Origin of the sequence: Streptomyces sp. NPDC047085 (assembly GCF_040643735.1) — a bacterium.
In the GTDB taxonomy this organism is placed as follows: Bacteria; Actinomycetota; Actinomycetes; order Streptomycetales; family Streptomycetaceae; genus Streptomyces.
In genome coordinates, this window is record NZ_JBEYUW010000003.1 from 682,377 (window position 1) to 703,844 (window position 21,468).

The window sequence follows — 21,468 nt, forward strand, 5'->3', positions numbered from 1 at the left end:
GATGCCGTGGGCTTCTGTCGTTGTCACCTGCTGCAGGCGGCAGCGATGCCCAGCACCAACAGGGCCACGAAGAACATCGCTACGCAGCCGCCTACGGCGCTCTCCGCCTCCGCGACAATCCCCTTCGGCTTCGGACGGGACCTCTCGTAGTCCTGCATCCCTCGTGCCACCGCGCGCCTGATCTCGTCTTCGTCCACCGAGCGTCCCCCAAGTCAGCCACTGCGCTCTGAACGGCCCTGGTGAGACTACCCGTTGCACCACGGTCGCTCGCTCCATCGGTGCGCACGGTGGCCGGCACCGACCCCTTCGTCCCAGCTACGGTCTCGCCCACCGCCGTAGCTTCCCGAGGGCTCGCTCCTTGTGACGCCGGGTTGCCGAGATTTCGTCCGAGCTCGTCATGAACGCCGTGATGGGGGTCCATCGCTTGCGCCCCCTGTGAGTCGTCCATCTGACCGCCGGAAAGTCCGTGATCCCTGTGATGCTTTCTCGGGCGATCACCCGCGTGCGCAGATATCCACGGATCACCAATGTCGCGTGCTCGCACCTCACGCCGAGCCGGTACCCCCTGATGGCGATCACCGCGAACCCGATCGCGACAAGGCAGGCGGCGAGTCGCGGAAGGGGATCGCCGGCCTGCACCACATATGCAATGGCCCCAGCTGCCGGGGCTGCCCCGAGGGCGCTGTTCGCGAGACGGTTCAGCATCAACGGCGATAGCTCCATGACGCTCCCCATCTTCACCAGCGGCGGGTTGGCGAGCCTACAGGCAGCGAGGCGTGCACCGGCAACAGCGCTGGTTTGGAAGATCGCGTATGCAGATGGCGCCTGGCCTGTGGAGTCGCCGACCTGGGCTGGGCACGTGAGGGGCAGGGCCTTCTATGGGAACGACACCTCATGCTGATCAGCGAGAGCATTCGTGCAGTAGCTGACGTGGTCTGTTTGCTCGGCCGCTCCGTCCGCGATGAGGCACGTGGCCCAACCGGCCCCGGTCAGATCCCAACTGAACTGGAGATCGCTCGGCAATCTGTTCCCTCTGTGATCGTCTAGCGAGACGGTACAGCGGAGCCAAGGCTGTGATCGGTCAGGAGCAGACCGTGCCCGCCTTCGGTACCCTTCCGTCCAGCAGGTAGGTGTTGACCACGGCCTGTACGCACTTGTTCTTGCTGTCGTACGCGCCGTGCCCCTGGCCCTTGTACGTCAGCTCGACGCCGACGCCCTTGCCGAGGGCGTCCACCATTCTGCGGGCGCCCGCGTACGGGGTGGCGGGGTCGCCGGTGTTGCCGACGACGAGGATGGGTGCCGATCCCGGTGCGCTGACGTCGGGGTGGTCGGCGGCGCCTGGTACGGCCCAGTCGGTGCAGCTGACCATGCCCCAGGCGAGGTAGTCCCCGAACAGCGGGGAGGCGGCGCGGAACTCGGGAACCCTCTGCTGGACGAAGTCCGTGGTGTACCGGGGCTTCTCGTCGGAGCAGTTGATGGCGATGTTGGCCGCGGTGATGTTGCTGTACTCGCCGTTCTCGCTGCGGCCGTTCATCGAGTCGGAGAGCAGCATCAGGATCTTGCCGTCGTTGTCGTACGCCTGCTCAAGGCCCTCGGTGAGGTACTCCCAGAAGTCCTTGGAGTACAGGGCCTGCGCGATGCCGTTGGTCGCCGCGGTCTGGGTCAGCCGGCGCGGGAAGATGCCGGGGATCGGCTTCTTCTCCAGGTCCTTCAGCAGGGTGGCGATACGGTCCTTCACGTCCTGCGGGGTGTCCCCGATCGGGCACTCGGTGGTCTTGGAGGTGCAGTCCTCGGCGAAGTTGTCGAGCGCGAGCTGGAAGCCTTTGGCCTGGCCGAGGGCGCTCTGCTCGGGGTTCTGGGTGGGGTCGACGACCGCGTCGAACACGGCCCGGCCGACGTGCTTCGGGAACAAGTGGGCGTAGACGCCGCCGAGTTCGGTGCCGTAGGAGATGCCGAAGTAGTACAGCTTGTCGTCGCCGAGGACCTGGCGCATCAGGTCCATGTCGCGGGCCGCGTCGGTCGTGCGCACATGCGGCAGGACCTTCTTGGAGTTCTTCTCGCAGGCGTTGTTGAACTGCTTGGTGCGGTCCAGCAGCTGGGTCTGCTCGGCGCTGTCGTCGGGGGTCGCGTCCTGCTGGAAGAACTCGTCGAGCTGGGCGTCGTTCTCGCACTCCACCGGTGCGCTGCGGCCGACACCGCGCGGGTCGAAGCTCACCAGGTCGTAGCGGGTGCGCAGGGCCGTGTAGTCATCGCCGAACGCCGGCAGCGTGGTGACGCCGCTGCCGCCGGGGCCACCGAAGTTGAACACGAGCGAGCCGATCCGCCTGCTCGCGGGCCCGCTGGCCTTGGCGCGGATCAGGGCGATGCCGATCGTGTCGCCCTTGGGCTTGCCCCAGTCCAGCGGCGCCTTCATGGTGGCGCACTGCCACTTGGTGCCGTTCGGCAGCGGGGACGGGGCGGTGCCGCCGCCCTCGGCCTCGGACGGCGCCGGGCAGTCCTTCCAGTCCAGCTTCTGCGCCGTCAGGTCCCCGTCCGTGGAACCACTGCTGCATCCGGCCAGCAGTGCGGCCAGCAGCGCGGCGCTGGTGGTCAGGGCGGCGGCACGCAGCCGGGAAGGGTTCGCCATACCCCCATCCTGCGGGCGCGCGAGCACGGGCGCGCGCGGTGCGCGGGCCGTACGAGGTACGTTCCGCCTGGTCTGGGGGCCGCCGGCTCCCTACAGGGCTCCCTTGCGGGTGAGGTGGTTGAAGGCCAGCCATCCCGGGAGCACCGGCAGCCACAGGGTCAGCAGCCGGAACATCAGGACGGCCGGGGCGGCGACCTCCTTGGGGAGGCCGACGGCGATCAGACCGACCGTGAGGGTCGCCTCGACCGCACCGACGCCGCCCGGGGTGGGCGCCGCGGAGCCGAGCGCGTTTCCGGCGAGGAAGACGACAGCGACGCTGGCGATGCTCAGCGTGGTCGACTGGTCGCCGAACGCGCGGATGGAGGCGTCCAGGCACATCACGAAGCAGCCGGTCAGCAGGAGCATGCCGCCGATGCCGGTGACGAGCTTCTGCGGCCGCTGGAGCACGTCGAGCATGCGCGGTACGACACCGGCGAACAGCGACCTCACGCGCGTGACGACGAATTTCCGCAGGAACGGCACCGAGGTCACCACGAGCACCAGCACCGCCACGGTCAGCAGACCCGCGATGACGGTCCGGGACGGCGACAGCGACGGCGTCTTCTCGGTGCCGGTCAGATAGCCGAACGACAGCAGCATCAGGATGTGGCAGCCGAGCCCGAACAACTGCGACGCGCCCACACTCGCCACCGCGAGCCCCGGGCGCACGCCCTGCCGCTGCAGGAAACGCGTGTTCAAGGCGACGCCGCCGACGGCCGCCGGCGCGACGATCTTCACGAAGGACCCGGCGACCTGGGCCGCCACCGTCCTCGGGAAGGGCACCCGCTCCGGCACGAATCCCAGCAGCGCCATCGCGGCGGCCACATAGCTGAGCGCGGAGAACAGCACCGCGGCGATCACCCAGCCCCACTGGGCGTTCGCGAACAGCGTGCCGAACTCGATGTGGGTGAGCTGCGTCAGCAGGAAGTAGGCGCCGATCGCGCCGGCGATGAAGCTGATCAGGGTGCGTGGCCGCACCCGCTCCAGGCGGGCCGGCTCCACCGGGGCCTGGGGCCTGATCCGCAGCACCTCGTGCCGGATCTGGGTGAGCAGATCCTCCTCGCGGGCCTCTTCCAGGGCTTCGTCGATGGCCCGCTTCTCGGCCCGCTGCTCAGCTCGCTGCTCGGCGCGGACCGTCTTCTTGTCGGGCTTCTCCAGCACGGTCCCGGCCGTCTCGGAGTCCTCCTGCCGGGCCAGCTTGGCCTGCCGGGACGCCTCCAGCACCGCCTCGCGCTCGCGCTGCGCCCGCTCCCGCGCCAGCCGGCGCAGCGTCGCGCGCGTGGAGCGCGTCAGCGCGATCGGCTGCAGCATCGGCAGGCAGTCGGCCACCGCGTCCGGGCCGAGGACACCGACCGCCGAGGCCACCGCCCGCTCGGCGCCCACGCGCAGGCCGAGCGTGGTGAGCAGCTGGGCGACGTCCATGCGCAGCAGCAGGTCGCCGGCCGCGATCTCGCCGCCGCGCAGCTCGGCGAGGATCACCCTGCCGGAACGATCCACCAGAATCGCGTCACCCGCGAGCCTGCGGTGCGCGATCCGCCGGGACTGCAGGGCCCGCACCTGGTGCCAGGTGTTGCGCAGCAGCTCGTCCGTGATCTCCTCGTCGGCCAGCGAGTCCAGCGTGCGCCCGCCGGTGTGCTCGTAGACGAGCATCACCGCGTCCGGGCCGAGTTCGGAGGTGGCGATCAGCTTGGGCGCGTTGGCCCCGGCCGCGATCGCCGCGTACGCCAGCAACGCCTCCTGTTCCAGCGCCTGCCGCAGCGACTGCAGACTGGAGCGGGTGGCGAAGCCGCGCAGGGTCAGGTTGCGCCAGGCGCGGTAGAAGAAGCCCTGGGCCTGCTGCTCCCGGTCGACGACCGTGACGTCCAACGGCGGGCCGTCCTCCAGGGTGACGAAGTACCGCCGCGCCCGGTCGCCGTTCTCCGCGTCCGGCATCTCCTCGCGGGCCGCGCTGACCGGGTGGAAGCCGACGTGCCTCAGCCCCGCCATCAGGGTCCGCCCGGTGGGCCGGACGTTGGGCGAGCCGACCGCGTACAGCGTGCCGTAGGCGACGGTCCAGCCGATCAGTACCGTCAGGATGATCGAGAAGGGGGTCGTGTAGCCGGTGACCAGCATGGAGAACGCGTCGAGCAGCAGCACGATCCACAGCACCGCGCGCCAGCGGGGTCTGCGGGACATGCCGACGGCCGTCATGTAGGCGATGACGGGCGCGAGATAGCCGTGCACCGGATCGGTCAGGGCGTGGATGTCGCCCGGTGAGGGCTGGGTGAGCGCCTCCTGGATGGAGGGCGGGGCGGCTCTGGCCACCCACAGGTCGGTGGCGAGGGTCACTCCGTGCGCGAGGACGGCCGCCAGGACGCCGTCGGCGATCCGCAGTCCGTCCCGCTTGATCAGCCGCTCGATCGCGAAGGCGACCGGCACCAGCAGGATCGCGATGCTCGACGCGAGCCCCGCGATCTTGATCAGCAGGTCGGGGGCCTGGCCCGTGCCCTTGTTGATGTCCTGTTCGAGGCCCGAGGTGGTGCCGTGCGCGAACGCGGCGATCGCCAGCAGGACGACGATGGCGAGCACGCCCACCAGCAGCCGCATGAGGTCGGAGGGGCGGTGCACGCGCGCGGGGAGCAGCGGCTCGTCGCCCTCGACCTCGTCGGGGTGAAGATCGTCGTCGCAGGTGACGGGCCCGGCGGTCGCTCCGGGCTCTCTGCCGGGGCCTCGGGCTCCGTCGGCGTCGTCACGCGCGCGCGTGGCCGGCTCGCGCACAGCCTCGTCCTTGCCCGGGGTGCCCGAGGCGTCTGAGGCGCCCAGGGCGTCCGGGGCGTCCGGTGTGCCCGTGTCGTTCGCGCTCGCGCGGGCGGTGCCGGCGCGTGCGGCCGCGCCAGGGGTGCCCTCCGCGTCCTCGGGGTGCACGCCCTGCTGCTTCATGGTCTCTTCTTGGTCTCGTATCACCAGTCACCGCCCGCACGATGGTGGCATGCCCCGCCGACACACGCGGGCATCAGGGTGCAGATGCGGGAGCGGACAGTCTGCCGGAAGGGCCGCCAGGGGGCGAGGGGGCCGGCCCCGGCCGACCGGGCCGCGTTGTCGGTGCCATGCGGCAGGATGGGGCGAATGAGCGATCGGACCCCTGCCGAGGACACGGACGCGCTTCCGGAGTACGCCGAGCGCGTGCTGGACGTCGCCGAGCGCATCCCGCCCGGCCGGGTCATGACGTACGGGGACGTCGCGGAGTGGCTCGAAGAGGGCGGCCCACGTCAGGTGGGCCGGGTGATGTCCCTCTACGGCGGCGCGGTGCCGTGGTGGCGCGTGGTGCGGTCCGACGGGGTGCTGCTGCCCGGCCACGAGCTGGAGGCGCTCGGCCACTACCGCGCGGAGGGCACCCCGCTGAGGCAGGCGAGCAGGAGCGGCGAGGGTCATCTGCCGCGGCTCGACATGCGGCGGGCGCGGTGGGACGGCGACATGGCCGCGGACGACATGGCCGACGGGGACATGGCTGCTGAGGACATCGCCGCCGAGGACGCGGGCGCAGGGGGTCACATCTGACAGCTTCCGCCATCCGTTGCCTCCGGCGGGAACCTGTGGCCCGTACGAGGGACACGGGGGACGTCCGTGGCATGACGTACGTTCGTGAGATGAGGGACCCGCGTGGTGCGAGTGTCGCGAGAGCCGAGGCGGTCGCGAGCGTCGCGAGGGAAGAATCGGAAGCCCTGCTTCCGTCCCGTGCGGCGGCGTAGCGTCGGCTGCACGTGCCTCCCTCACCCCGCGGCCACCGCCTCGCACGCGTGACCGCCTGCCCACCAGTACGACCACCAGGACCGGCGAACCACGTGAGCTCCTCTTCCTCCACCAGACGCCTGCCGCACCCTCCGGTGCGGCAGGGGAACCGTGGCGCTTACCGACTGGTCCGTACCCCGCCGGCCGACGTCGATCCCCCTCGTCTGGACGCGGCACAGCGCGCCGTGGTTGACCACAAGGCCGGACCACTGCTCGTTCTCGCAGGTCCCGGCACCGGCAAGACCACCACCCTGGTGGAGTCCGTGGCCGCCCGCATCGCCCAGGGCGGCGACCCGGAACGGATCCTGGTGCTGACGTTCAGCCGCAAGGCCGCCGTCGACCTGCGCGACCGCATGGCCCTGCGCATCGGCGCGGTCCGCGCACCCCGCGCGACCACCTTCCACTCGTACTGCTACGCCCTGGTCCGCGCCCACCAGGACACTGGCCTGTTCACGGAGCCGCTGCGGCTGCTCTCCGGCCCCGAGCAGGACGTCACCGTGCGCGAGCTGCTCGCCGGGCAGCCCGACCTGGAGCGGCTCGGGCTCGACCACGTGCGCTGGCCGGACGAGCTGCGCGCCTGCCTGACCACGCGCGGGTTCGCCGACGAGGTCCGCGCCGTCCTCGCCCGCAGCCGTGAGCTGGGCCTCGGACCCGGCGCCCTGGACGCCTTCGCCCGCCGCATCGGCCGCCCCGACTGGCGGGCGGCCGCCGCGTTCCTCGCCGAGTACCTCGACGTGATCGACCTGCAGGGCGTCATCGACTACGCGGAACTGGTCCACCGCGCGGTGCTGCTCGCCCGCCGCCCCGAGACCGCGGCCCGGCTCGCCGCCCAGTACGACGCCGTGTACGTCGACGAGTACCAGGACACCGACCCCGCCCAGGTACGGCTCCTGCACGCCCTGGCGGGCGGCGGCCGCACCCTGGTCGCCTTCGGCGACCCCGACCAGTCGATCTACACGTTCCGAGGTGCCGACGTGAACGGCATCCTCGACTTCCCCGAGGCGTTCCCGCGCGCGGACGGCCGACCCGCCCCGGTCGAGGTGCTGCGCACCTCCCGCCGTTCCGGCGCCGGCCTGCTCGCCGCGACCCGCCTGATCACCCAGCGCATGCCGCTGCCCCGGCTGCCCGCCGACAAGGTACGCGCGCACCGCGAGCCGACGGCGGTACGGGACGGCGGCCGCGTCGAGGTCTACACGTACCCGACGTCCGGGACGGAACTCGACAACATCGCCGACATCCTGCGCCGCGCACACCTGGAGGACGGCGTCCCCTGGAGCGACATGGCCGTCCTCGTACGCGCCGGCTCCCGCACCATCCCCACCCTCCGCCGCGCCCTGACCGCGGCCGGCGTCCCCCTGGACATCGACGGCGACGACCTCCCCCTGCGCCACGAACCAGCGGTCGCCCCCCTGCTGACGGCCCTCAGAGCGGCAGCCACGGCGGAAGCCGCCCAGCGCCCCCAGGCGGAAACGCCCACAGGGCACTCCGCCGAGCCCGGCCTCTCGGCGGCGGCCGAGGGCGACGAACCTGCTCCCTGGGGCGAGCCGACCGCTGCCCAGGGCGGCGAGCCGACCGACACCCAAGGCGACGAGTCGGCCGAGACCCAGGGCGAGGCCGCGCCCGCGACGGACGCCACGCCGACCGCCGACTCCACCGACCAGGCGCCGCGCGCCGATTTCGACGACCACGTACAGCCCGACGCGCCCACCCCCACTCGCACCCCCTCCTGGCTCGACGCGGAGACCGCGCTCACTCTGCTCGCCTCGCCCCTCGGCGGCATGGACACCGCCGATCTGCGGCGGCTCGGGCGGGCCCTGCGGGAGGAGGAGCGGGTGGCCGGGAATCCGGTGCCGCCGCCCTCCGACGAGCTGCTCGCGCGGGCGCTCGCCGAACCGGAGCGGCTGGTCGCGCACGATCCCGCGTACGCGCGCGGGGCGCAGCGGCTCGGCGCCCTGCTGCGCAAGGCCCGCGAGCGCCTCGCAGGCGGCGGTACGGCCGAGGAGGCGCTGTGGGACCTGTGGGAGGGCACACCGTGGCCCGGGCGCCTGGAGCGGGCCGCCCGGCGCGGCGGCGCGGCCGGCCGTAACGCGGACCGCGACCTGGACGCCGTGTGCGCGCTGTTCGCCACGGCCGCGCGCGCCGAGGAGCGCACCGGCGGCCGGGGCGCCCTGAACTTCCTGGAGGAGATCGAGGCCCAGGACATCGCCGCCGACACCCTCACCCGCCGCGCGGTACGGCCCGACGCCGTCCGCCTGATGACCGCGCACCGCTCCAAGGGCCTGGAGTGGCGGCTGGTCGTCGTCGCCGGTGTCCAGGAAGGGCTGTGGCCCGACCTGCGCCGCCGCGGCTCCCTCCTGGAGGCCGACCGCATCGGCCGCGACGGACTCGCCGAACCCCTCACTCCGGGCGCCCTGCTCGCCGAGGAGCGCCGGCTGTTCTACGTGGCCGCCACGCGCGCGCGTGAGCGTCTCGTCGTCACCGCCGTGAAGGCACCGGCCGACGACGGCGACCAGCCCTCCCGCTTCCTGACCGAGCTGGGCGTCGAACCCCGCGACGTCACCGGCCGCCCGCGCCGCCCGCTCGCCGTGGCCGCGCTCGTCGCCGAGTTGCGCGCCACCACCGTCGACCCGCGCGCCTCGGCGGCCCTGCGGGACGCCGCCGCGCGCCGCCTGGCCCGGCTCGCCGCCCTCGCCGACGAGGACGGCCGCCCCCTCGTGCCCTCCGCGCACCCGTATCGCTGGTGGGGCATGTTCGAGCCGACCGAGAGCAAGGTGCCGCTGCGCCACCGCGACCAGCCGGTCGTGCTCTCCGGCAGCGCTCTCGACCAGCTCGCCAACACGTGTGCCCTGCAGTGGTTCCTCGGCCGCGAGGTGAAGGCCGACGCGCCCGCCACCGCCGCCCAGGGCTTCGGCAACGTCGTCCACGTCCTCGCCGACGAGGTCGCCTCCGGCCGCACCCCCGCCGACCTGGACGTGCTGATGGAACGCCTGGAGTCGGTGTGGAACGCGCTCGCCTTCGACGCGCCCTGGAAGTCGTCCCAGGAGAAGGACAACGCGCGCGTGGCGCTCGAACGCTTCCTGAACTGGCACGTACTGGACCGCACCGGGCGTACCCCGGTGGCCAGCGAGCAGGACTTCGACGTCACCCTCGAAGCGGGCGACTACGAGGTCCGCATCCGCGGCCAGATGGACCGCGTGGAGACGGACGCCGACGGCCGCGCGTACGTCGTGGACTTCAAGACTGGCAAGCAGGCGCCCAGCTCCGCCGAGGTGGCCCGCCATCCGCAGCTCGCCGTCTACCAGCTCGCCGTGCGCGAGGGCGCCGTCGACACCGCCTTCGACGGCCGCCGCCCCGAACCCGGCGGCGCCGAACTGGTACATCTCCGGCAAGCAGCAGCAAAGCGGGACGGTGGGGAGAGCCTGCCCAAGGTGCAGGGCCAGGAGCCGCTGGAGGGGGAGTGGGTCGGCGAGCTGCTGGCCACCGCCGCGGGGAAGGTCCTCGACGAGCGGTTCACGCCCAGCACCGGCCAGCACTGCACGCACTGCGCGTTCCGCGCCTCGTGCAGCGCCCGGCCCGAGGGACGGCACGTGGTCGAGTGACCGGCACCAGAGGCAGTCGAGTGACCGGCACCAGAGGCAGTCGGGTGACCAGCGCCAGCGGCACTCGATGACCAGCGCCAGAGGCCAGGGTGACGTACGGCACCCCACGCACTGACCTGCGCTTCTTCCGTCCCGGGCGCCCGATCCGTCCTCGGTTGTCAGTGGCCGCCGCTAGCCTCTGACGACATGCCCGCCCGCATCACCGACCCCGAGCAGCTCAAAGAGCTCCTCGGCATCCCGTTCACCCCGGAGCAGACGGCCTGCATCACCGCGCCGCCCGCCCCGCAGGTGATCGTGGCCGGAGCCGGGTCGGGCAAGACCACCGTGATGGCGGCCCGCGTGGTCTGGCTGGTCGGCACCGGACAGGTCGCCCCCGAACAGGTCCTCGGCCTGACCTTCACCAACAAGGCCGCGGGCGAACTCGCCGAACGCGTCCGCAAGGCACTCGTCAAGGCCGGTGTGACCGACCCGGACGTCATCGACCCGGACAACCCGCCCGGCGAACCGGTCATCTCGACCTACCACGCCTTCGCCGGCCGGCTGCTCACCGACCACGGCTTGCGCCTCGGCCTCGAACCCAGCTCCCGCCTGCTGGCCGACGCCACCCGCTACCAGCTCGCCGCACGCGTGCTGCGCGAGGCCCCCGGCCCCTACCCGGCGCTCACCCGCTCCTTCGCCGACCTCGTCAGCGACCTGCTCACCCTCGACGCCGAACTCGCCGAACACCTCGTCGGCCCCGAGGAACTGCGCGCCTGGGACGCCGACCTGCTGCACACCCTCCAGGGCGCCAGACTCACCAACGCCGACCTGCGCAAGGTCCCCGAGACTGCCGCAGCCCGCCGCGAACTGGCCGGACTCGTCCAGCGCTACCGCACCGCCAAACGCGAACGCGACCTCCTCGACTTCGGCGACCAGATCGCCCTGTCGGCCCGCCTCGCCCGCATCCCTGAGGTGGGCCGCCTGCTGCGTGAGGAGTTCCGCGTCGTCCTCCTCGACGAGTACCAGGACACCTCCGTCGCCCAGCGTGTCCTGCTGGCAGGACTCTTCGGCGCGGGCACCGGCCACCCCGTGACCGCCGTCGGCGACCCCTGCCAGGCCATCTACGGCTGGCGCGGCGCCTCCGTGGCCAACCTCGACGACTTCCCCGAGCACTTCGCGCACGCCGACGGCCGCCCCGCCACCCGCCAGGCGCTCAGCGAGAACCGCCGCAGCGGCGGCCGCCTCCTCGACCTCGCCAACGGCCTCGCCGAGCCCCTGCGCGCCATGCACGCGGGCGTGGAGGCCCTCCGCCCGGCCCCCGGCGCCGAACGCGACGGCATGGTCCGCTGTGCCCTGTTGCCCACCCATGCCGAGGAGATCGACTGGATCGCCGACTCCCTCGCCCACCTCGTGCGCACCGGCACGGCACCCGGCGAGATCGCCGTCCTGTGCCGTACGGCCACCGACTTCGCCGAGATCCAGGGCGCCCTCGTCGCCCGGGACATCCCCGTGGAGGTCGTCGGCCTGTCCGGGCTGCTGCACCTGCCCGAGATCGCCGACCTCGTCGCCGTCTGCGAAGTCCTCCAGGACCCCGGAGCCAACGCCTCCCTGGTCCGCCTGCTGACCGGCCCCCGCTGGCGCATCGGCCCCCGCGACCTCGCCCTCCTCGGCCGCCGCGCCCGCCTGCTCGTCGCCCACGCGCGCGCGGGCGACACCGACGACCCCGACCGCAGGCTCGCCGAGGCCGTCGAGGGGGTCGACCCGTCCGAGGTGATCTCCCTCGCGGACGCCCTGGACACCTTCCTGGAGTCGCCGCTGAACGAGGACATGGCGGACGACGACGGACTGCCCTTCTCCCCGGACGCGCGCGTGCGCTTCGCCCGGCTCGCCGCAGAGCTGCGCGACCTGCGCCGCTCCCTGTCCGACCCGCTCATGGACGTCCTGCACCGCGTCCTCGCGGTCACCGGCCTGGAGGTGGAGCTGTCGGCGTCCCCGCACGCGCTGGCCGCCCGCCGCCGCGAGACCCTGTCCAACTTCCTGGACGTCGCCGCCTCCTTCGCGGCCGGCGACGGCGACGCCACCCTGCTGGCCTTCCTCGGCTTCCTGCGCACCGCCGCCCAGTACGAGAAGGGCCTCGACAACGCCCTGCCCGGCGGCGAGAACACCGTCAAGGTGCTCACCGCGCACAAGTCCAAGGGCCTGGAGTGGGACGTCGTAGCCGTACCCGGACTGGTCACGGGCACCTTCCCCAGCGCCCAGGGCCGCGAGAAGTGGACCGCGCAGGCCAAGGTGCTCCCGCACGCCCTGCGCGGCGACACCGACACGCTGCCCGACATCGACTCCTGGGACTCCCGGGGCATGAAGGCCTTCCACGAGGCCATGAAGGAGCACCAGCACACCGAGGAGCTCCGCCTCGGCTACGTCACCTTCACCCGCCCCCGCTCCCTCCTCCTCGGCTCCGGCCACTGGTGGGGCCCCAGCCAGAAGAGGCCGCGCGGCCCCTCCGACTTCCTCCAAGCCCTGTACGACCACTGCGCCGCCGGGTACGGCGAGATCGAGGCGTGGGCGGACGAGCCGGCCGAGGACGAGGAGAACCCGGCGCTGCACACGGCCACCGCCGACCAGGTGTGGCCGCTGCCCCTGGACGACGCCTCCCTGGCCCGCCGCCGCGCCGCCGCCGAGACCGTCCTCGCCCACCTGGACACCCTCTCCGCCCAGCCCGCCGGCCCCCCGCCGGCCACCCACGACCCCGACACCTTCACCGACCCCGACTGGCCCACACCCCCGGACGACGAGGACCCGTACGACGAGGACCTGTACGGCACCGACCCCTACGACCACGACGAGGCTCCGTACGACGAGCCTCCGTACGAGGAGGACCCGTTCGGCGACGAGCCTCTCTACGACGACGTCCCCGCACAGGCGCCCGTCGACCGGGACTCCTGGAATGCCGCCGGCCACCCGACCGTCCCCCACCAGGCACCCGCCCCCGAGGAACGCACCCACACGCGCACCCCCGAAGAGCACACCCACCCGCGCACCCCCGAGCAGCACACCCACGCGCCCGCTTCCGAGCGGCACGCGCACACTGCCGCCCCCACCCCGCCGCCGCACCCCGCGCCCCTCACCCCCGAGGAGGCCCGTGCCATCGCGTCCTGGGACCGGGACCTCGACGCCCTCGCCGGAGAGCTGCTGCGCGCGCGGCAGAGCGTCACGGACGTCCCCCTGCCGGCCACGCTGACCGCGTCCCAGGTGCTGCGCCTCGCGGCGGACCCGGACGGGCTCGCACAGGAACTCGCGCGCCCCATGCCGCGCCCCCCACAACCCGCCGCACGTCGAGGCACCCGGTTCCACGCGTGGGTCGAAGCCCGCTTCGAGGAGCTGACGCTGCCCATGCTCGAACCGGACGAGCTGCCCGGCAGCGACGCCGAGATCGCCGACGAACGCGACCTCGAAGCCCTCAAGGAAGCCTTCGAACGCTCCGCGTACGCCCATCGCACCCCGTACCGCGTCGAGGCGCCCTTCCAGCTCGCCCTCGCCGGCCGGGTCGTACGCGGCCGCATCGACGCCGTCTACAAGAACGGCGACGGCGACGGGGCGACGTACGAGATCGTCGACTGGAAGACCAGCCACGCCCGCACCGCCGACCCGCTCCAGCTCGCCGTCTACCGGCTGGCCTGGGCCGAGCAGCAGGGAATCCCGCCCGAGTCGGTCACCGCCGCGTTCCTGTACGTGCGCACCGGCGAGGTCGTACGGCCGCAGGACCTGCCGGACCGCGCCGCCCTGGAACGACTGCTCACAGGTGTACGAAACGGCCAATCGGGGACGCCCGGGTGTGACGAACCGCCCGCCGAGGATGTCGTCGCGGGCCGATAGGCTCGTCGGTATGAGCCAGACCCCGGACAGCGCCGTCCGCACGTACATCGAGCAGCACCGCGCCGCCTTCCTCGACGACCTCGCCGCTTGGCTGCGCATCCCCTCCGTGTCGGCCCAGCCCGACCACGCCCCCGATGTACGGCGCAGCGCCGACTGGCTCGCCGCCAAGCTCCAGGAGACCGGCTTCACGACCGTCGAGGTCTGGCCGACCCCGGGCGCGCCCGCCGTCTTCGCCGAGTGGCCCTCGGGCGACCCCGAGGCGCCCACCGTCCTCGTCTACGGCCACCACGACGTGCAGCCCGCCGCCCGCGAGGACGGCTGGGACAGCGAGCCTTTCGAGCCCGTCCTGCGCGAGAGGCGCCTCTACGCGCGCGGGGCCGCCGACGACAAGGGCCAGGTGTTCTTCCACACACTCGGTGTCCGCGCCCACCTCGCCGCCACCGGCCGCACCGCCCCCGCCGTCAACCTCAAGCTGCTGATCGAGGGCGAGGAGGAGTCCGGCTCCCCGCACTTCCGGGCCCTCGTCGAAGAGCGCGCCAGCCGGCTCGCCGCCGACGCCGTGATCGTCTCCGACACCGGCATGTGGTCCGAGGACACCCCGACCGTCTGCACCGGCATGCGCGGCCTCGCCGAGTGCGAGATCCGGCTCCACGGCCCCGACCAGGACATCCACTCCGGCTCCTTCGGCGGCGCCGTCCCCAACCCGGCCACCGCCGCCGCCCGCCTGGTCGCCGCCCTGCACGACGAGCACGCGCGCGTGGCCGTCCCCGGCTTCTACGACGGCATCGTCGAGCTGACCGACCGCGAACGCGAACTGTTCGCCGAGCTGCCCTTCGACGAGGAGCAGTGGCTGCGCACCGCCAAGTCCCGCGCCACCCACGGCGAGGCCGGGCACACCACCCTGGAGCGCATCTGGGCCCGCCCGACCGCCGAGGTCAACGGCATCGGCGGCGGCTACCAGGGCGCCGGCAGCAAGACGATCATCCCCTCCTCGGCGTTCGTGAAGCTGTCGTTCCGGCTCGTCGCGGGCCAGGACCCCGACCACATCGAGAAGGCCGTCCGTGCCTGGGCGGCCGAGCAGGTGCCCGCCGGAATCCGGCTGGAGGTCGACTTCGGTGCCGCCACGCGCCCGTGCCTGACCCCCCTCGACCACCCCGCGCTGCAGTCCGTGGTCCGCGCCATGGGCCGCGCCTTCCAGGGCCCCGTCCGCTTCACCCGCGAGGGCGGCTCCGGGCCCGCCGCCGACCTCCAGGAGGTCCTCGGCGCCCCCGTCCTCTTCCTGGGCATCTCCGTCCCCTCCGACGGCTGGCACGCCCCGAACGAGAAGGTCGAGCTGGACCTCCTCCTCAAGGGCGTCGAGACCAGCGCCTACCTGTGGAGCGACCTCGCCGAGAACTGGCGTCACGCACCCTGACCGGCAGGCGCCGTACGGGACGGCACCGCGCGCGGGGCACACTGGAACAACCGCCCCGCACGCCCCGCCCACACCCGCACCGGTGCCGTCCGGCCCACGTCCCGCCGCACCACCCGCCGAAACGAACCGTTCCACTGGGGGAGTTGGAAGCACCCGTGACCACCTGGACCGACCACACCGCCGACCGACCCATCTCGCTGACCGCCCCGAGCGGCATCGACCGCGCCGCCCACCACCGGCTCGACGAGGCCTGGCTCGCGGCGGCGTGGAGCCACCCCACGACCCGCTGCTTCGTGGTCTCCGACGGCCAGGTACTCATCGACGAGACGCCCGACGGCCGGACCGAACTCGTCATGACCCCCTCCTTCGAGGCGCCGCTCACCGAGGCACACCGCTACTTCCTGGGCAACGACGCGGAGGGCGTCAGCTACTTCGCCCTCCAGAAGGACACGCTTCCCGGCCGCATCGACCAGTCCGCCCGCCCCGCCGGGCTGCGCGAAGCGGGCCTGCTGCTCTCCCCGCGCGACGCCGGCCTCATGGTGCACGCCGTCGGCCTGGAGAACTGGCAGCGCACCCACCGCTTCTGCTCCCGCTGCGGCGAGCGCACGGTCATCGCCGCCGCCGGCCACATCCGCCGCTGCCCTGCCTGCGGCGCCGAGCACTACCCGCGCACCGACCCGGCCGTGATCATGGCGGTCACCGACGAGGACGACCGCCTCCTGCTCGGCCGCCAGGTCCACTGGCCCGAAGGCCGCTTCTCCACGCTCGCCGGCTTCGTCGAACCCGGCGAGTCCATCGAGCAGTCCGTGCGCCGTGAGGTCTTCGAGGAGGTCGGCGTCACCGTCGGCCCGGTCGAGTACGTCGCCAGCCAGCCCTGGCCGTTCCCGTCCAGCCTGATGCTCGGCTTCACGGCCCGCGCCACCTCGACCGACATCAACGTCGACGGCGACGAGATCCACGAGGCCCGCTGGTTCTCCCGCGAGGAACTCCACGCCGCCTTCGAGTCCGGCGAGGTCCTGCCGCCGTACGGCATCTCCATCGCCGCCCGGCTGATCGAACTGTGGTACGGCAAGCCACTTCCGATGCGGAGCGTCGTCTGAGGCGGCTCCGGTGACCGGCGACCCGTACTGGAACCACAACGTCCACTACCACCGGGCCGTGCTCGCCGCCGTACCCGACGGCTGCCGCACGGCCCTGGACGTCGGCTGCGGCGACGGCCTGCTCGCCCGCAAACTCGCCACCAAGGCGGAGACGGTCACCGGAGTGGACCGCTCCCCGGAGATGATCCGGCTGGCCCGCGCGCAGCGGCCCCGGAACGTCACCTTCCTGGAGGCCGACTACCTCGACGAGGCCGCCCTCGGCGCCGGCGTCCACGACTTCGTCAGCGCCGTCGCCATCGTCCACCACACCGGCTTCGAGGACGCGGTGGACCGCCTGACCCGGCTCGTCGCGCCCGGCGGCCGGCTGATGATCGTCGGCCTCGCGGACAATCACACCCTCATGGACTGGCTGATCAGCGGCTGCGGGCTCCCGGCCAGCCGCCTGTACTCGATGCTGCGCGGCGGCAAGGGCGGCCCGGCCGGCATGCCGGTCGAGGACTGCGACATGCACTGGGGCGAGGTCCGCGACGCCGCCCGCCGCCTGCTGCCCGGCAGCCACTACCGGCGCCGGCTCCTGTGGCGCTACACGCTGGTGTGGGACAAGACATAGTCAGACCAGACACAGCGAGACAAGACACAGCAGGGCGGTCCCTCGTCTCTCAGGGACCGCCCTGCCTGCTGCTTCACCGCGGAAACCCGCGGAGCGTCACGCGGCCAGCTTCTGCTTCACCTGGGCCAGCGACGGGTTCGTCATCGTGGAGCCGTCCGCGAAGAGCACGGTCGGAACCGTCTGGTTTCCGCCATTCGCCTTCTCCACGAAAGCGGCGGACTCCGGGTCCTGCTCGATGTTGATCTCGGTGTAGGCGATGCCCTCGCGGTCCAGCTGCTTCTTCAGCCGCTGGCAGTAGCCGCACCAAGTCGTGCTGTACATCGTCACAGTGCCCTGCATGTCTCTCGCGCTCCTCAAGCAGCTCGGGGGAAGTCCTGCAAGGGGCAAACGTAAGGGATCCGGCCCGCATTCCCGCCCGGGGTATCCGCAGCGGCCGGTGTGTCCCGCCCGTGCACCTGTGACGCCTGCCGCATTAGTACGACCGCAAGCCCACGCCTGTGGACAACCGGCGCAGCAGCCCCGGGCGACCTGGCAGCATGGCCGTGTGACAGCAGCAACGCACTCCCCCCTCTTCCCGCAGGCACCGGACACGGCCGACGCGGTGCTCGAAGGGCTCGACCCCGAGCAGCGCGAGGTGGCCACCTCCCTGCACGGGCCGGTGTGCGTACTGGCCGGAGCCGGCACCGGCAAGACCCGCGCGATCACCCACCGCATCGCCTACGGGGTCCGCGCCGGCATCCTCCAGCCGTCCAGCGTGCTCGCCGTCACCTTCACCAACCGCGCCGCAGGCGAGATGCGCGGCCGCCTGCGCCAGCTCGGCGCCCACGGCGTCCAGGCCCGCACCTTCCACTCCGCGGCCCTGCGCCAGCTCCAGTACTTCTGGCCGAAAGCCATCGGTGGCGGCCTGCCCCGACTCGTCGACCGCAAGATCCAGCTCGTCGCCGACGCGGCCGCCGCCTGCAACCTCCGCCTCGACCGGGGCGAGCTGCGGGACGTCACCGCCGAGATCGAATGGTCCAAGGTCACCCAGACCGTCCCGGCCGACTACCCGTACGCGGCCGTGAAGGCCGGCCGCGACACCCCCCGAGACCCGGCCGAGATCGCCCACCTCTACGCCGCCTACGAAGACGTCAAACGCGACCGCGCCGTCATCGACTTCGAAGACGTCCTCCTGCTGACCGTCGCCATCCTCCAGGACCGGCACGACATCGCCGAACAGGTCCGCGCCCAGTACCAGCACTTCGTCGTCGACGAGTACCAGGACGTGAGCCCCCTCCAGCAGCGGCTGCTGGAACTCTGGCTCGGCGACCGCGACAGCCTCTGCGTCGTCGGCGACGCCAGCCAGACCATCTACTCGTTCACGGGAGCAACCCCAGACCACCTCCTCGACTTCCGCACCCGCCACCCCGGCGCCACCGTCGTCAAGCTCGTCCGCGACTACCGCTCCACCCCCCAGGTCGTGCGACTCGCCAACGGCCTGCTCGCCCAGGCCACCGGCCGCGCCGCCGACCACCGGCTGGAACTCGTCTCCCAGCGCCCCGCCGGACCCGAACCCGGCTACACCGAGTACACCGACGAGCCCGCCGAGGCCGAGGGCGCCGCCCGCCGCATCCGTGAACTCATCGACGCCGGCGTCCCGGCCGCCGAGATCGCCGTCCTGTTCCGCACCAACTCCCAGTCCGAGACGTACGAGCAAGCTCTCGCCGACGCCGGAGTCCCCTACCAGCTGCGCGGCGCCGAACGCTTCTTCGACCGGCCCGAGATCCGCAAGGCGGGCGTCGCCCTGCGCGGCGCCGCCCGCTTCGGCGGCAACGACTCCCTGCTGGACGACACCGTCGACCTGCCCTCACAGGTCCGCGCCGTGCTGTCCGGAGAAGGCTGGACCAGCAAGCCCCCCGCCGGCTCCGGAGCCGTCAGAGAGCGCTGGGAGTCGCTCGCCGCCCTCGTCAACCTCGCCCACGACATCGCCGCCGCCCGCCCCAGGGCCACCCTCGCCGACTTCGTCACGGAACTGGACGAACGGGCGAACGCCCAGCACGCCCCCACCGTCCAGGGCGTCACCCTGGCCTCCCTGCACGCCGCCAAAGGCCTGGAATGGGACGTCGTCTTCCTGGTCGGCGTCGCCGAGGGCATGCTGCCCATCAGCTACGCCAAGACGGACGAGCAGATCGAGGAGGAACGCCGCCTCCTCTACGTCGGCGTCACCCGCGCCAGAGAACGGCTCCACCTCTCCTGGTCCCTGTCCCGCTCACCCGGCGGCCGCGCCAATCGCAGGCCCAGCCACTTCCTGGACGGCCTGCGCCCCGGCTCCACCGCCACCGTCGGCCGCACCGGAGCCGCCACCGGCGGAGGCATCGAGCGCGGCGCCCCGGGCAGCACCCCGGCAGCACCCCGCCGCACCCAGCGCACCCCGGCACGCTGCCGGGTCTGCGGCCGCACCCTCACCGACGCGGGCGAAATGAAGCTCATGCGCTGCGAGGACTGCCCCTCCGACATGGACGAAGGCCTCTACGAACGGCTCCGGGAGTGGCGCGCCGTCCAGGCCCGGGACAGCGGACAGCCCGACTTCTGCGTCTTCACGGACCGGACCCTCATGGCCATCGCCGAGGCCCGGCCGGACAACCCGGCCGAGTTGTCCCGCATCCCCGGCGTCCTCACCCGCAAGCTGCAGCGCTACGGAGCCGACGTTCTGGCCATCTGCGCAGGTCACGATGTCGGGGAAGACGACGAGGACGACTGATACGAACTCGTCGAAAAAATAGTTTGCACATGCCCCGGCAATCCCCATAGGTTCTAGGCACGGAAGCGGCGGCCTTCTCCAAGGCCCCTGTTCCGTGTTGTACTTGCATATCCGCGCGGACTGGCTCACCCCAGTCCCCAAGACGCCGAGAGGAGGCGAGTCCAGTGATCAGCATCAACACCAGCTTCATCAGCACGGCCAAAATGACCGATCGCTCGGCCGTCTCCCTGTGCATGCTCGGCGCCTCGACCCAGGGCACCGGTCTGTCCGGCATTCGTGCCGTCCGTCCGGCGTCCTCCCTGTCTCTCGCGGGTCTTCCCATCCGTGAGCGCAATGAGCGACCGACCAAGGCACTGGAAGCGGTAGCGGCACAGGCACACGCCTATGCCTTTGCGGCGGCCGGTGCCGGATTCCGGAAGCAGACGACGCAGCACCACCTGATGTGGGCCTTCCGTGGGCCAGAACCCTGGAGTGATCCAGCCTGACAGCCGATCAGGCCGGCGCCTTCAGGGCCGCGGAACCCCATCCGGGATCCGCGGCCCTTCTGTTTGCCCCGAACGGGGACAGCAGAGCGAAGGGGCCTCGGGACAAGGAAAGAACCCGGTACCAAGCCGACACCCGGTCAACCGGCCGGAACGACCAGACGAGGAAGACACCCCGTGCAACTCGAAGCGCACGCCCCGTCCGTACCGCCTTCACAAACGATCCCCCCGCCCGGCCTCACGGAGGACTCCACCTTGATCCCCCTCACCGCGCTCACCGCGCTCGACGACGCCATCGAGAACCTCGGCGTACCCGTCCCCTGCCGCTCCTACGACCCGGAGGTCTTCTTCGCCGAGTCGCCCGCGGACGTCGAGTACGCCAAGTCCCTCTGCCGCACCTGCCCGCTGATCGAGGCCTGCCTCGCCGGTGCCAAGGAACGGCGTGAGCCCTGGGGCGTCTGGGGTGGCGAGCTGTTCGTCCAGGGTGTCGTCGTCGCCCGGAAGCGGCCGCGTGGCCGCCCGCGCAAGAACCCGGTCACGGCATGAACACCGCAGGAACGATCGACCGCCCCCTCACGCACGACCCCAAGAAGCAGGCCCCGATGAAGCCGTCCACCAGCGAGCCCACCGGCTCCGCGACCCAAGACTTCACCACCAACGGCGCGACCGGTTCGCGTCAGAAGAACAGGACCCGAGAGATGCAACTCATCCCAGAAGCCCTGGCCCGTGCGCATATGCACGAGCGCCTGCATGACGCCGCGCGGGAGCGCCGGGCCGTGCGCCTGGCCACCGCCCGGCGGATGCAGCGCCGGGCCGAGCGCGCCTCGCTGCGCGCCCGCCGTGCGCTCGCCATGGCCGTCATGCAGTAGACGAGCACACCAGAAGCGGTGGCCTCCCGGCTGAGGGAGGCGAAACCTTCCCCGCGGGGGCCGGTCCGTCCGAACGGACCGGCCCCCGCGGTGCGTTGTGCGCGACGATCGGCCGCAGCGGCGTTATCGTCACGAGGTGACGAGTCCTCCCGGAGGAAGTGATCAGGGCGGCTCCACCGGGGAGCGCCGCTCCCTCGTGTGCGCCCGCTGCGGCACCTCGGCCGACGGCTCCCAGTCGGCCACCTGGACCTGCTCCGTCGAGAACGGCGTCCGGCAGCACTTCTGCGACAGGTGCTCCCGGGAGAACCTGAGGGCGATCGAGGGGCGGCTGGATTCGTCCTGGTGGTGAGAACCTTTCCGGGGGCC

15 protein-coding genes are annotated in these 21,468 nt (G+C 72.3%); 11 read left to right on the forward strand and 4 right to left on the reverse strand.

Features of this window, described 5'->3' with window-relative positions; translation table 11 throughout:
- Positions 1-23 precede the first annotated feature (23 nt).
- The 3 genes from ABZ865_RS14135 to ABZ865_RS14145 all read right to left on the reverse strand — a co-directional run bounded on the left by ABZ865_RS14135 (position 24) and on the right by ABZ865_RS14145 (position 5,584).
- Positions 24-197, reverse strand: coding sequence for a hypothetical protein (locus ABZ865_RS14135; RefSeq protein WP_361228897.1), 174 nt, complete (start codon positions 195-197; stop codon positions 24-26).
- 884 nt (positions 198-1,081) lie between these two features.
- Positions 1,082-2,626, reverse strand: coding sequence for an alpha/beta hydrolase (locus ABZ865_RS14140; protein WP_361228900.1), 1,545 nt, complete (start codon positions 2,624-2,626; stop codon positions 1,082-1,084).
- A gap of 90 nt (positions 2,627-2,716) precedes the next feature.
- Positions 2,717-5,584, reverse strand: a complete 2,868-nt coding sequence (locus ABZ865_RS14145; protein WP_361228903.1) for a lysylphosphatidylglycerol synthase domain-containing protein — start codon at positions 5,582-5,584, stop codon at positions 2,717-2,719.
- Between the two features lie 186 nt (positions 5,585-5,770).
- On the opposite strand from ABZ865_RS14145, the gene ABZ865_RS14150 reads away from it, so the two are divergent.
- The 6 genes from ABZ865_RS14150 (at position 5,771) to ABZ865_RS14175 (ending at position 17,011) form a co-directional block, all read left to right on the forward strand.
- A complete protein-coding gene (locus ABZ865_RS14150) occupies positions 5,771-6,202 on the forward strand; it encodes an MGMT family protein (RefSeq protein WP_361228905.1) in 432 nt (143 codons plus the stop codon).
- Between the two features lie 284 nt (positions 6,203-6,486).
- Positions 6,487-10,032: an ATP-dependent DNA helicase gene (locus tag ABZ865_RS14155; protein WP_361228908.1), complete on the forward strand. Its 3,546-nt coding sequence runs from the start codon at positions 6,487-6,489 to the stop codon at positions 10,030-10,032.
- A 186-nt stretch (positions 10,033-10,218) separates the two neighbouring features.
- Positions 10,219-13,887 (forward strand): ATP-dependent DNA helicase, encoded by a 3,669-nt coding sequence (locus ABZ865_RS14160; RefSeq protein ID WP_361228911.1) that lies wholly within the window; start codon positions 10,219-10,221, stop codon positions 13,885-13,887.
- Positions 13,888-13,897: 10 nt separating this feature from the next.
- Positions 13,898-15,301: a dipeptidase gene (locus ABZ865_RS14165; protein WP_361228914.1), complete on the forward strand. Its 1,404-nt coding sequence runs from the start codon at positions 13,898-13,900 to the stop codon at positions 15,299-15,301.
- A 155-nt stretch (positions 15,302-15,456) separates the two neighbouring features.
- Positions 15,457-16,401 (forward strand): NAD(+) diphosphatase, encoded by a 945-nt coding sequence (gene nudC / locus ABZ865_RS14170; RefSeq protein WP_361228917.1) that lies wholly within the window; start codon positions 15,457-15,459, stop codon positions 16,399-16,401.
- 10 nt (positions 16,402-16,411) lie between these two features.
- A complete protein-coding gene (locus ABZ865_RS14175) occupies positions 16,412-17,011 on the forward strand; it encodes a class I SAM-dependent methyltransferase (protein WP_361228920.1) in 600 nt (199 codons plus the stop codon).
- Positions 17,012-17,107: 96 nt separating this feature from the next.
- On the opposite strand, the gene ABZ865_RS14180 is transcribed toward ABZ865_RS14175, so the two are convergent.
- Positions 17,108-17,350, reverse strand: coding sequence for a mycoredoxin (locus ABZ865_RS14180; protein WP_361228923.1), 243 nt, complete (start codon positions 17,348-17,350; stop codon positions 17,108-17,110).
- A 205-nt stretch (positions 17,351-17,555) separates the two neighbouring features.
- Between ABZ865_RS14180 and ABZ865_RS14185 the strand changes: the two genes are divergently transcribed.
- The 5 genes from ABZ865_RS14185 (at position 17,556) to ABZ865_RS14205 (ending at position 21,451) form a co-directional block, all read left to right on the forward strand.
- Positions 17,556-19,751, forward strand: a complete 2,196-nt coding sequence (locus tag ABZ865_RS14185) for an ATP-dependent DNA helicase UvrD2 (protein ID WP_361228926.1) — start codon at positions 17,556-17,558, stop codon at positions 19,749-19,751.
- 164 nt (positions 19,752-19,915) lie between these two features.
- Positions 19,916-20,236, forward strand: coding sequence for a hypothetical protein (locus tag ABZ865_RS14190; protein WP_361228929.1), 321 nt, complete (start codon positions 19,916-19,918; stop codon positions 20,234-20,236).
- A 174-nt stretch (positions 20,237-20,410) separates the two neighbouring features.
- Entirely contained in the window at positions 20,411-20,779 is a 369-nt protein-coding gene (locus tag ABZ865_RS14195) for a WhiB family transcriptional regulator (protein ID WP_053664703.1), read from the forward strand.
- Positions 20,776-21,102, forward strand: a complete 327-nt coding sequence (locus tag ABZ865_RS14200) for a hypothetical protein (protein WP_361228932.1) — start codon at positions 20,776-20,778, stop codon at positions 21,100-21,102. The genes ABZ865_RS14195 and ABZ865_RS14200 overlap by 4 nt, the downstream gene beginning before the upstream one ends.
- Before the next feature lie 136 nt (positions 21,103-21,238).
- The gene (locus ABZ865_RS14205; protein WP_361228935.1) at positions 21,239-21,451 is read left to right on the forward strand and encodes a hypothetical protein; all 213 of its coding nucleotides are present in this window, start codon (positions 21,239-21,241) and stop codon (positions 21,449-21,451) included.
- The last annotated feature ends 17 nt before the right edge of the window (positions 21,452-21,468 follow it).